The organism is Nostoc sp. C052 (genome assembly GCF_013393905.1).
In the GTDB taxonomy this organism is placed as follows: Bacteria; Cyanobacteriota; Cyanobacteriia; order Cyanobacteriales; family Nostocaceae; genus Nostoc.
Map to the genome: position 1 here is coordinate 452,204 of NZ_CP040272.1, position 13,298 is coordinate 465,501.

Consider the following 13,298-nt stretch of genomic DNA (forward strand, 5'->3'; position numbering starts at 1 on the left):
GTTAAAATTAAATTTTTCTTCAAAAATGACTGGCGTTAAATACATTGTTTGCCCAAGATTGTAGATTTTAAATAATTACGCGCTGGCACTTCTACAAATCTATATGTCAATGATGCAGCCAATAATACAATCATAAGAAATACTCCTAGAGATGTCAATGCTTGATGGTTTGTGAATGTTTTGCCAAAAGCCTCATGAAATTTATAAAGCCAAAATAGTTTTAACAATTCTTGAAAAAACCAATGAACCATATAAATTGAATAAGATATCGTACCGAGATATAGCATTAACCGAGAATTTAAAATTTTTGATGTCACGCTATTATTATTGACAGATACAGCTAAAATAAGTAGAGAAAATGCTGGTAATATTAGCCAATCATGAAGGCTACGCCAATAATAATTATGCCAGTAGTAATGCATAATCAAAATTATCCAAGTTATAGCTATAAATGCCAGTAAATTAAGATTAAAATACTTTTTATAATTCCCTCTACGATAGACTTTGTAAGTAATAATGCCAAGCACGCACTCTAATCCGCATCTAGCTATCGAAGGTATACCAATAATATTATCTAAATTGCCACGGGTAAAAGTGATTAGTAGCAATATGCTAAAGAGAGTAGAAATATAAATCATCAAATCATTTTTTTCGCTGCTCCTTAATAAAAAAAATAATAAAAATGGAAATATACAGTAAATAACAAACTCTACACTAATTGACCAAGCTGGTTCATTCCAATATGTATTACACCAAAATAAAGGTGGACAATTTAAATCGAATGCTTGTAGAAGGAAAATGTTTGCGAAAAGAGCAGTTAAGTTAAATTTACCAGCAAAAGCAGAAGTGTTTATTAAAAGTGTTTTTACAATTTCTAATCCAATAAACAGGGACAAAATAAATATATGCAAAGGATAAATTCTGGCAAAACGCGAAAATAAATATGAGCGGTAGTTATCTAAACTTACTTTTGAGTAAAAATCTTCTGCATAGACGTGGGTCATGATAAAACCACTTAGAATAAAGAAAAAATCAACCCATAAATATCCATTTTTAAAGAAATCACTATAGCTTGATAAAGTTGAACCTGCTTTAGGTAAAGCGTAATATGAAAAGTGGAGTGTAACAACAATTAAAGCTGCTATACCACGCAGAGAAGTGAGAGGCTTAATGTGTTTATACATTGATTATGTTAGAGCTTTTAATGAGTAAAATACAATTAATTAATGATTATTGTCAGAGTGATTATACTTTTTTAATGGATATAATCTTTATTGGTTTATTGTGTTTTGGTCATTTTGAGATGACCAAAACACGAGAGCCAGTATTTAATTGTGCAGCGATTTCAATCTAACGATCGCAGAATTAATTCTAGCTAATCACTAAGCTGTAGATAAAAACCGTAATACTTGCGGACAAAATGCTCAGGATAAAACGGAATGTAACAAGTACGATCCCATGTCCAGCTATCGATTAATTTATAGCCAAGTGAGGTCAAAGATGCGATAAATTCAGAGCGATTCTGAATTTTATATGGGCAAAAAGCGTAGCCAATATTTTGTAATGTGATAAACGTTTCCCCATCATAAAATGGTACTCGGTTAATCAAGATGTGGCGTGGTTTTGTCTTTAACTGTCCCAACATTTCAGACAGTGATGGTTCTATATATTGCAGAGTACCGCAAGTGAGCAATATTTCTGCACCTTCCGCATCGGCAAATTCCACCGTAAAAGACAAGCCTGGGTTATCGGCTTTTCTTGCCAATTGTTCTCCCGCTTTAATCACCTCTGGGATATCACATACTATCCATCGAAGATCGTTGGGATATTGCAGAAACTTTTTGTAAGTATAGTAAGCATGTCCTACGTTACCGCCGATATCGAAAATAGTTGAACTATTAGCGAATGCAGATGCAAGCCATACAAGAACCGGATAGTCCTGGGAATTGAACTCATCTGGCTCCCAAGCAGTAGTCAACTTTGCTACTGAACGGTGGTTATGAATTTCAGGTTGGTTGTAGCCAGCTCTAGCACCTTTAGGAGTTGCTTGCAACGCCTCTGCAAATGTACTATAAATACCCCGGCACGCAGTAATATTCTGGTTAAATAACCAATGATATTGGTAGTAATCCGATATCATTGGGACTTTGGTCACAATTTTTCTGAAACTTTGCTTTAGCTGTTTTACCCCCTGTTGTCTTAGCTTTGTGAAATTATTTTTACCAAAGGAAGCTATCAAAGTCATATCAAAACCTTAATGTTGGTAGATTTTTTGCTACTTTTTCGAGGAAAATTACTATTTCAAAACACTTCAGGAAACACTTGCGACTTGTAAATATTTTCCAGGACGCTCGCTATCGGGGATATACCAGGCAGGGTTTCCTTGGGGATCTCGTCCTAATTTGGCATTGGGTTGCGGAGGACGATTGCGTAAACTGTTATTGGTAACTTCGCTGTTTGTTACTTCTATGGACGGTGCAGACAAGAAGCCAGCAGATTGCATTTCAGCAATACTTTCTTTAAAAGCTGCCATTACGAAAGCTAGGTCAGCTTCGGAATGAGATGTCGTCAAGAAACAAGGACGATGATCCCAAGTATGCACTCCCTTATCCCGCAGTAAGTAAAATAGTAAATCTCCGTAGGGGAACTCTGGTAAAGACTTCACCATGAAGAGGGAGCCGAAATTATAAGCTGTAAACGGAGCCTGAACTTGCTGGAAATAGCCCATAAGTTCCGCTACAAACTTATCGGTTCTGGCATTGAGATTTTGCTGCAAGCTGGGGCCACTCTGTTTTAAATGCTGAAGTACTGCTTTCGCTGCTGCTAGTGCTAGAGGATGGCGGACGAAAGTGCCGGCAAAGTAAGTCACGCCTACTTCTGGAACGGAGTCATCGCCAAACTGCCAAAACCCTCCATCCAAAGCATCCATATATTGTGATTTGCCAGCAATGACTCCAATTGGTAGTCCACCGCCTACAATCTTGCCATAGGTTGCTATGTCTGCCTTTATTCCGAAATGTGCTTGAGCGCCACCTGGATGAATTCTGAATCCGGTAACAATTTCATCAAAAATTAGGGCAATACCAGCTTCTTCCGTGAAATCACGCAATTGCTGAAGGAATTCCTTGGGCTGGTATTCAGGGCGACGGCTTTGCACAGATTCCACCATCACTGCTGCTAACTCATCAGCCCGACTTCTGAGGATTTCTAAAGACTCAGGCGAATCGTAGTCCACCACCAAAATGTTCTCTACCATTTCGGGTGGGATACCAGGAGCAGCAGGAATTGACCGGAGTTTCTTTGTACCTCGAACAATTACTTCATCCAAAATACCGTGATAAGCTCCAGAGAAGATGGCGATTAAGTTACGCCCCGTAATGGTGCGTGCCATCCGCATCGCTCCCAGCACTGCTTCCGAACCCGTGTTGCAAAAGGCTGCTCGGTCAAAGTTGGTCAACTCACACATTAACTTTGCCACTTCTCCAACTAAGGGAGTCTGCGGGCCAATTTCCATACCGAGTTTCAGTTGTGCTTCAATTGCCTCAGTAATGAAAGGTGGCGACCAACCAAACAAATTCAAACCAAAGCCATTGCTTAAATCGACATATTCATTGCCATCAACATCCCAAAGTTTAGAACCTGAGGAACGAGACGCTACGATGGGGTAAACCATCTCTTTCATTGTCGGGTTAAACCCGGAAACAGTTCTGGGATCTGCTAAGTAAGGGCGATGAGTTTGAGTATATTCTTTGGATTTTTGAGTCCGTTTTGTATATCTTTGGATAATTTTGTCTAAATGAGTGCGTTGTTGCGCTGTCAGAGTTTTAGTCTGGGTTTTTTCAATTCGTGCCGCCGCACCAAATGCCTTTTTAGAACCATTTGACTCGTTATCTACCGATGCTTGTGATTCTTTGCTCGTTTGAGTAGCTGGGGTAGATACAGCATTTTGTGGCTTGACATGATTGTTTTGAGATGTCACCGCAGGTACAACTGGGGCCACGGGTACAACTGGGATTGTTAGAGATTGACTGTTATTACCCAATAGTGCCAATTGCTGGCTCATGATTTGTAGCTGCTGATTAATCACATTTTCTAGGATGTTATTAGATACAGCAGGTTGGGGAGAAATCCGAGGTGCAGATCCATTTGCTCCATTAGTATGAACTTCATGCACTACCAAAGTAGGTGATGTAGTTGTAGGTGCTGGTTCTGGCAATGGTGTTTCTGGAATGGGTTCTGCAACGGTTTCTATTAATCCTAGTGCAGATAAAGTTTCGGGAGACAAGGCTTGATTGATCAAGTCAGCCAACGTTACTAAGTTCGGGCAAATTTCTAGTAACTGCCTAAGTGTGACTTTGACTTTAAATTTTTTCTTCAAAGCTAACCCGACTTGCGTTAGAGATAAGGAATCTAATCCCATTTCTAAAAATGTTGTCGAGTCGTCAACACTCGCAATTTCCAATCCTGATGTTTCTTCGATAACTTCTTTGAGCAGGGGAATGAGCTTTTGCTGAGGGTATGTTGTCATAGTTTGGGTCTTTTCTAATAATTGAGGATTTAAAAATTTGGGATTTGCTGCACGATTGGGGTGAGGTGGAGGATCAATCCAGAAGCGTTGGCGTTCAAAGGGATAGGTAGGTAAAGGAATCCGTTGTCGCGTTTCCCTTTGATAAAAGTTGCTCCAGTCAATAGATACTCCTGCTAGCCACAGTTGTCCTACTGCCTTGAGTAATGCTGTCCATTCGGCTTCGTTCTCAGCGTTATCACTTAGAGAAGGGATCGCAATCTGTTGTTTAATATCTTTTGCTTGTTGGCGAGCTAAGGTTGTATTTGTGATTCGCGGCCCAACTTCTAACAGTACGCGTTCTGGCTGCTGCCATAGAGTTTGTATGCCCTCCGCAAATCGCACAGTCTGACGTAGATGTGTCGCCCAATACATCGGATCAGTTGCTTGCTGGGCTGTAATCCAGTCGGCGGTAACTGTGGATACAAAGGGAATTTGGGGTGGCGATAATTTAACCTTTCCAACTACCTCTGCAAAGGGGTGAATGATGCTATCCATCATTGGGGAGTGGAACGCGTGGGAAGTGTGTAAATGGCGACAGACAACTTCTTCGCTTTCTAATTTTTTTTGCAAAGCCGCGATCGCCTCTGTGGGGCCAGAAACTACACACAGAGAAGGGCCATTAATTGCGGCGATCGCTAGTTCTGCACTCAATCGCGGCTCTACCTCTTTGGCTGGTAGGCGCACTGAAAGCATTGCCCCTTCTGGTAACTCCCACATTAAGCGACCGCGAGTTGCCACCAACATCAGCGCATCTTCTAAGGTAAATACGCCCGCAATACAAGCGGCGACAAATTCGCCAATACTATGGCCAATCATGGCTTGGGGCTTGACTCCCCAACTTTGCCAAAGTTGGGCTAAAGCGTATTCAATGACAAATAATGCTGGTTGAGTAAAGCAGGTTTGCCGTAGGGAGATAGCCGCAGTTTCGCGCTCGCTCTGTCCAGGATAGATGATTTCTCGTAAATCTCTGCCCAGCAAAGGTTTAAGGATTTCAGCACATTCATCTACTACCTCTTGAAACACAGGTTCGCGGTTGTAGAGATTCAGTCCCATATCCACATATTGCGACCCTTGTCCAGGGAACATGAAGACAACGGCTGGATTGCGGATTTCTGTATGCCGGGTATTTACTTGATTTGGATCTAAAGATTGGAGGGCTGCGATCGCATCTGTAATATCGTGACAAACTATACTGCGTCGGTAGTTAAAAGCTTTGCGCCCTCGCTGTAAAGTATAAGCTACATCGGCTAAGTTAATTTCAGCATTGTACTGGAGATGTTGCTGTAAATTTGCGGTTGCAGCCTCTAAAGCTTTACTAGTTTTTGCCGAGAGCAATAATAGCTGCTGTGGACGCGAAGCACCTGAACTTTGGATTTGTGGCGCTTCTTCTAGCACTATATGAGCATTAGTCCCGCCGACACCAAAAGAACTCACACCAGCTCGTCGCGGAGTTTCACCTTCTGACCATTCAGCTAGTTGGGTATTTACATAAAAGGGGCTGTTGGCAAAGTCAATCTTGGGATTGGGAGCCTCAAAATTTAAACTAGGGGGAATCTTTTTATAATGCAAAGCGAGAGCGGTTTTAATTAACCCTGCTACCCCAGCCGCCGCAACTAAATGTCCGACATTGCTTTTAAGAGAACCGATCGCACAAAATTGTTTAGCATCTGTATGTACACGAAATGCTTGGGTCAGCGCTTCAATTTCAATTGGGTCGCCTAAAGGTGTAGCTGTACCGTGAGCTTCAATATAAGAGATAGTTTCTGGGTGAAAGTTGGCATCAGCTTGCGCCATTGCAATGGCCTCTGCTTGTCCATCAACACTGGGAGCCGTAAAGCTCACCTTATCAGAACCATCATTATTGATACCAGAACCTCGAATGACAGCATAGATGCGATCGCCATCATTGAGTGCATCTTCTAAACGCTTCAGGACAACTACTCCTGCACCATTATTGAACATTGTGCCCTGAGCGCTGGCATCAAAGGGACGACAATGCCCATCCCCAGAAAGCATACTGCCTTCTTGAGCTATATAACCGCTGTTTTGAGGTGTAGTCATAGATACACCACCAGACAAAGCCAAATCGCACTGATAGCTGGTTAAGGCTTGACAAGCCTGAATGACTGCTACTAAAGAAGTGGAACAGGCTGTATTAACGCTGACAGCCGGACCTTTGAGGTTGAGCTTATAAGCAGCACGAGTAGTTAAAAAGTCTTTTTCATTGGCTAACATCGTTTGGAACTCACCGATGCGATCAACAATTTCCATACGACCAGCAATATGGTTAGCAAAATAAGTATTTTGACCACAGCCAGCGTACAAACCAATCAAACCCTCAAAAGATTCTGATTGATAACCAGCATTTTCTAGAGCTTCATAAACCAACTCTAAAAAAACTCTAGCTTGTGGGTCCATAACCACAGCTTCTAGTGGATTAACACCAAAGAAGGCAGCATCAAAAGTTTCGCCCCCAGGAATGATTCCTCTAGCTTTTACATAGCTAGGATCTTTGCAAAGGTTTGGGTCAATACTAGGGTCTATTTCTTCATCTTGAAAGAAAGTTGTTGACTCTAATCCCTCGCACAGATTGCGCCAGAACTCATCGACATTTCCAGCGCCAGGAAATCTGCCTACCATACCAATAATGGCAACACCATCAATAGGATCTTGGTTATCGGATGCCTGCATATTTACCATTGTTTAAACACCTTGTTGATGATTACGGCGACGAGTACGAGCGGCTTGTTGACGTTGGGCGCGATTTTGCAGCTTGTCAGAAGACGGTTGGCTATTCTGGTTTGAATGCAAATAGTTTGCTAAAGAACTAATCGTTGAATACTGAAATAGCTTCACAGCAGATAGTTGAATGCCAAGTTCCTGTTGTAATCGCACAGCAACTTGTAGAATTAAGATTGAAGTTGCTCCTAAATCAAAGAAATTATCATCAGTCCCAACGCGATCGATTTTGAGCAGTTCGGACAAAATACCTGCAAGCAGACGCTCTAAATCGTTTTGTGGAGCAATGTACGCCTGTTCAAGTTGCGGACGTTCTCTACTTGGTGCTGGCAATTTATGTCTATCTACTTTGCCATTAGCAGTCAAAGGCAGTGATTCTAAAATCACAAATGCTGATGGCATCATGTAATTAGGTAATCTCTGTTGTAAGAAAAGACGCAAGTTATTGTGTGTATAACTACTGTTATACTGAGGAACAATATAAGCTGTCAACTGCTTTTCACCTATTTCATCTTGACGAGCTAAAACGACATTTTCCCGAACATCAGGATGTTGTGCAATTTCCCGTTCAATTTCACCTAGTTCAATTCGGAAACCGCGAATTTTTATCTGATTATCAATACGACCCAAAAACTCAATCTTACCATCTGGAAGATAACGAGCTAAATCTCCAGTCTTGTAAAGACGCGTTGCCAAATCGCTATCAAAGGAATGATAAATAAATTTTTCGGCAGTCAAATCGGGACGGTTTAAATAACCTCTAGCTAATCCATCACCACCAATGTACAATTCGCCAGTTTCTCCAATTGATACTGGTTGAAGGTTTTGATCTAATATATAAACTTGGGTATTAGCAATTGGGCGACCAATAGGAATAGATACATCTGCTTGGAGTGGCGCTGTTATAGTATGGCAGCAGGTAAAAGTTGTATTCTCAGTCGGCCCGTAACCATTAATTAATTGACAGTTTTCTACTGTTTGTAGAAACTTCTGGACGTGGGGAACAGATAAGACATCGCCACCTGCTAAAAGTTGACGCAAGGATTTCAAAGCATCAATTTTTTCATCCACTATCAGATGGAATAAACCCGCTGTTAGCCAAAGAGTGGTAACTTGATATTGCTGAATAATCTGTCCTAATTCTTCTAAAGATGGTCTATTAGGAGGGTAAATTACTAGTTGCCCCCCATTAAGTAAACAACCCCAAATTTCAAAAGTTGAAGCATCGAAGGAAATAGGAGCAAGTTGCAGAATTATTTCTTCATCTGTGAGGTGAGCATAATTAGTTTCTTTGACTAACCTAACTACACCACGATGGATAACGCTAACACCTTTGGGTGTACCTGTAGAACCTGAAGTATACATAACATAAGCCAAGTTATCAGCAGTGATGCTAGTGCTTAAGTTCTCTTTTTTATTTTGGGCGATTGTATTCCAATCTGCATCTAGGCAAATTACAAATGCTGTGTGAATAGGTAATTTAGTAACTAGTTCTTTTTGAGTTAATAATACTGATACCTTGGTATCTGACAGCATGAAAGCTAAACGTTCTTGTGGATACCCTGGATCTAAGGGTACATAAGCTCCACCTGCTTTGAGGATAGCTAAAAGTGCTACAACCATTTCTAAGGAGCGCTCTATACAGATTCCTATAAGAGTTTCTGTTCCTACCCCTAGTGATTGTAGATGTTGTGCTAGTTGATTAGCACGAATATTCAAATCTTTATAAGTAAGATGCTGATTATTAAAGATTAACGCTACAGCATCAGGTGTTTTCTCTACCTGTGCTTCAAATAACTGATGAATACACGCTTGCTGAGGATAATCAGTTTGAGTCTGATTCCACTCAATTAGTAAGTGTTTTTCGGATTCTTTCAAAATAGGTAATGTTAAATTGTCTTGTTCTAAGTTATTTTCTAATAATGAGCTTTGACAATCAGTTAGTAGCAATTCAGTTTTATTGTGAGCCAATGAATTAGTTATTGATTTCATATTTAATTTCCGCAAAAAATATTTCTTTCGTAATCTGTATATTTAATTAGTTCTGCATTTTAAACACAACAAATCACAGGTTGGCGATGCAGCAAATGTTACTACTCAAATATACAAATATTAGAACTATTACTGAGTGACAAATATTGAAATTTGTTCTAAAATTTACATGAAAGATACTTTTGTATATTAATGATATAGATTTTTGGCTAACCCAGTGAATAACATCAATCGAGTCCGATATTGCTCTAAGATAAATGAGCAATGAGGAACTTAATCTAACCCCTACGAACAACAAAATCACGAATATGTTTAAAGAATGAGTTATAGTAAGTCTTGAATGTAAAAATACTCGATCGTTAGATATGCTAACTTTTATTGTGAAATTGTTAGCATAAATATGAGTGAAAATAAAATTGCTCACAATCAACAATAAGTCAAGGCATAAATATCTATTAAATAAAAATTTACTATATGAAGTTATGCTATTACCTAAATTATGTATGGCAATTAATATAGCTGCGACACTATAGGAAAATGTTAAAAATTTTACATAGTTAATCATTAGTATTTTTACTTACAATTTATAGTTACCTTATTAGATTTGAAATTATACTAAAAGATAAATTTCACAACAAAATATGCCGCAATCCCACAATGTTTATATGAAAGGGCACTTACTTTAAGATTTAGTTTTCTCATTCTGACCTATTTCCTCAAAATCGTAGTTATTTTCAATACATCTTCATTGAAAATTAAAACTTTAGAGAGGGTTTGCAATGGGAGTATTAACTGTACGGTCACTTATTGTGATGTGACAGAAAAATTAATACCTTGAGGTGGAAGAAAGACACTGAGGATCTCATTCAAATGAAATTAGTACAAGAAGGCAAAAGTAAAAAGAAAAAATGCTTATTTTGTCAGCTTTCCGACTATTTTAAATGGGTGGTTTGTTTACGCCGTGTTGTACTAGTTGTATACCAAGGGAACTTGGCGGCAAAAGGGAAAAGAAAAAGGGTAAAGGTTTTTCATTCCTTCCCCTTTCCCCAATTTCCACTGAGCATTTTTTGGTTGGCAGACTACTAGTTATGTTTGACTTTAAGCCACAACACTAGTAGCGAAAATAAAGTCATTGGCTGTGAGACTAGTTGATGTAATTCCAACTAATGAAGCCAACTCTGTATTTCCGATTTTCACTAAGGTGTCACTACCTTGTTGCAATAGTGTTAAATCACTCAATTGGCTAGCACCAATGCCACCAAGCCCGATTTTATCAGTGCCGATCGCAAAGTCAGTCACGATATTCTTGCTAATTGGCAGACTGGCATTAGCAATCCAGAATTGGTCAATACCAGCACCACCAGTCAGGCTATTACTACCCCCTTGACCAGCAAATAACACATCATCACCATCGCCACCAAAGAGTGAATCATTCACACCACCCAAGAGTTTGTCATCCCCAGAGCCACCGTAGAGACGGTTATTGCTACCGTTACTGGTGAGTGTGTCGTTACCTGAGCCACCGAAGGACAGTTGATGCGAACCTTGAACTACTGTCAAAGTATCACTTCCTGCTGCCCCAAACAAATTATTACTACCATTGGCTTCAACTACGGTAACTTCATCATCACCAGCACCACCATCAGCACTAGTGTTGTTAGCAGGGCCATTTGCGCCAATCAAGACTTGATCGTTACCATCTCCTGTGGACAATAAGGAGTTACCACCGACCACTACCGTATCATCACCGCTTCCGGTCTGGATTGTGTTACTTTTATTACCCTCTACAAAATCTGCTCCATCACCTGTAAATAAGGTTTGATTTGGCTTGAGGGTGACATCATCACTACTGATAGAACCAAATTGAAGGTCTAATGTTGTTAATCCAACAGTGCGACCATCAAACCCTGCGGCTGTAAAGTAATGAGTATTGCCTACACTCTGAGAATCAAGAATTGTTGCTTGACCATTAGTAGTTTCTTCTGAAGTTAAGACTTCTCTCGTGGAGGGAACTACATCCGGGCCTCCCACTAATGCTTCTGTGATGGCACGACCTTTCAAATCGCCATTACTGGGAATATTTAACCCCAGAATTCGAGCAAGTGTAGGTGTGACATCAGCATTACTGACGGGTGCATAGTCTACGTAGCCTTGTTTAAAATCAGGGCCAATCGCCTCCATGTTATTGAAGGTATCACCTCGACCAAAGCTACCATGCATTCCTTGTCCTTGCTGCAAAGTTGTGTCAGCAATTTCTACTTGAGCTTGAGGATTGTTTGGGTTATTTGGGTCGGTGCTAAAGGTTTTGAAGTTGATCACAATAGATGGAACTGGTGTTTGAGCATCACCTTTTAGCCCGATCGCACTTAGAGGTAAAGCACCTGGGATATTTCCATAAGCGTCGTCTACAAAAATACCACTGATGTAGTCTTTCTGTGAGAGCAAATTCACTACCTGTTTAGCGAAGTCAGCATTGCCATTGGGTAGATAAATTAAGTCAGAGCCACCATTTGCAGCTACAACTATTTTTGTACCTGGGTCAAGTTGGCCATTAATTACCTCACCTGTGCCACCAATTACCCCATTCCCAGAAATCGGACGTTGACCTTGTGTAGCATCAACAGTCGCATACTGGATGTGGTTTAAGTCTGGGGGGAGGGTTGTAGGGTTAGGATCGTATAGGGGTAGACCTAAATCGTGAGCTAAATCAATCGCTACAAAGCCTGCTGGTAGAAATCCCGGATTTACACCTGTATAAGTTTGGGTAGCAGCATAACTTGTAGTTTTTGTACCTTGGCTATCAATAGCTTGTTTGCTAATGGTAGAAAAACCGTGATCAGAAGTAATAAAGACATCAGTTGTCTTGTCTAAGCCTGTACTCTTGAGATAGTCAAGAAGCTGCTTTAAATTATCATCAGCATTTTTGACCCCAGCTTTTGAAGTTGCACCATTGATACCTGGTGTCAAGGTGTTTAAGCTATCACCTTGATTGTGTTGACTACCATCGGGATCTCTTGACCAGTAAACCAATGCGAATGGTTTACCATCTTCCTGAAACTTGGGTAAAATTACCTTGGTTGTGGCATCTGCAAAGTATTGTTGTTGAGCCACATTGGCATTCAGGGTGCCTGGAGTTGTATTGTTACCAGCTGGCTGGACTCGTGTTGTCGGTTTTACATCTAAACCCGCAGCTTGTAAGCGAGCAACAATATCTGGATCGAGAGGAACGGCAGAAGGTGAACCTGCGGCTGTAGTTGGTGGTGTTGCACCATTTGTACTGTCATCAATAATGATTGTATTGGGAGTAGGAATAGTACCCGTAGTACCACCTTCTCTATTAACTTGTGTAACATCTTGGATGGCAACTGGCCCTAATTTACCAACTGCTGCCGTGTTGAAACCCTGCGATCGCGCGTAAGCTAGAAGTGACTCTTCATTTAAAAAGTTGTTACCAGGAAACTTTTCATCGATATCCCCCAGAACCGCATCATTTTCAATGAATGGCGTAACACTACTATTGGCATTAGGACTGGGAAAACCAGTGTAGATAGTGTTGCTAAAGTCACCTGTATCACCCAGATAATGCCCCGTGGCGATCGCAGAAGCATTGGGGGTGGTGAATGTTGGAAACAGCGAATGACTATTGGCGAAAGTAACTCCCTGCTGACGGACACCATATAAAGTTGGGGTATCAGTGGGGTTTATAGAACCGTTACGCAATCCATCTGCAACAAAAATAATGACATTTCTACCGTTGCCATTTGTATCAGCCATGCCTACTACTCCTTAAGTATTGTGAGCTACAGTTAATCGCAGCAATTGTGTGAATGTAGTAATGAGCCATTAATTACACTCAACCCAAAAAAAATTATTGGCTATAGAAACCTGAGTAGTATTTGGCAACAAAATGCTTAGTTTCCACACAAATTAGTGCAGACTATTAAATGAACTTAACTTTGGTTACTGTGTCAAAAGATAGTTGTTCCATGTTTAAGGAAAG

General features: G+C 40.4%; 5 protein-coding genes. All 5 read right to left on the reverse strand.

The window, feature by feature from the left end; genetic code table 11:
* Positions 1-35: 35 nt before the first annotated feature.
* Positions 36-1,184 (reverse strand): acyltransferase, encoded by a 1,149-nt coding sequence (locus FD723_RS01865; RefSeq protein ID WP_179063845.1) that lies wholly within the window; start codon positions 1,182-1,184, stop codon positions 36-38.
* 191 nt (positions 1,185-1,375) lie between these two features.
* Positions 1,376-2,140 (reverse strand): TIGR04325 family methyltransferase, encoded by a 765-nt coding sequence (locus FD723_RS01870; RefSeq protein ID WP_179063846.1) that lies wholly within the window; start codon positions 2,138-2,140, stop codon positions 1,376-1,378.
* Positions 2,141-2,311: 171 nt separating this feature from the next.
* Positions 2,312-7,267, reverse strand: coding sequence for a type I polyketide synthase (locus FD723_RS01875; RefSeq protein WP_179063847.1), 4,956 nt, complete (start codon positions 7,265-7,267; stop codon positions 2,312-2,314).
* A gap of 3 nt (positions 7,268-7,270) precedes the next feature.
* Entirely contained in the window at positions 7,271-9,298 is a 2,028-nt protein-coding gene (locus tag FD723_RS01880) for an amino acid adenylation domain-containing protein (RefSeq protein WP_179063848.1), read from the reverse strand.
* Positions 9,299-10,396: 1,098 nt separating this feature from the next.
* Positions 10,397-13,072: an alkaline phosphatase family protein gene (locus FD723_RS01885; protein ID WP_179063849.1), complete on the reverse strand. Its 2,676-nt coding sequence runs from the start codon at positions 13,070-13,072 to the stop codon at positions 10,397-10,399.
* Positions 13,073-13,298 lie beyond the last annotated feature (226 nt).

Coding starts and splice junctions, on each gene's coding strand:
- FD723_RS01865 (WP_179063845.1), bottom strand. CDS start 1,184: ATGTATAAACACATTAAGCCTCTCACTTCTCTGCGTGGTATAGCAGCT.
- FD723_RS01870 (WP_179063846.1), bottom strand. CDS start 2,140: ATGATATCGGATTACTACCAATATCATTGGTTATTTAACCAGAATATT.
- FD723_RS01875 (WP_179063847.1), bottom strand. CDS start 7,267: ATGGTAAATATGCAGGCATCCGATAACCAAGATCCTATTGATGGTGTT.
- FD723_RS01880 (WP_179063848.1), bottom strand. CDS start 9,298: ATGAAATCAATAACTAATTCATTGGCTCACAATAAAACTGAATTGCTA.
- FD723_RS01885 (WP_179063849.1), bottom strand. CDS start 13,072: ATGGCTGATACAAATGGCAACGGTAGAAATGTCATTATTTTTGTTGCA.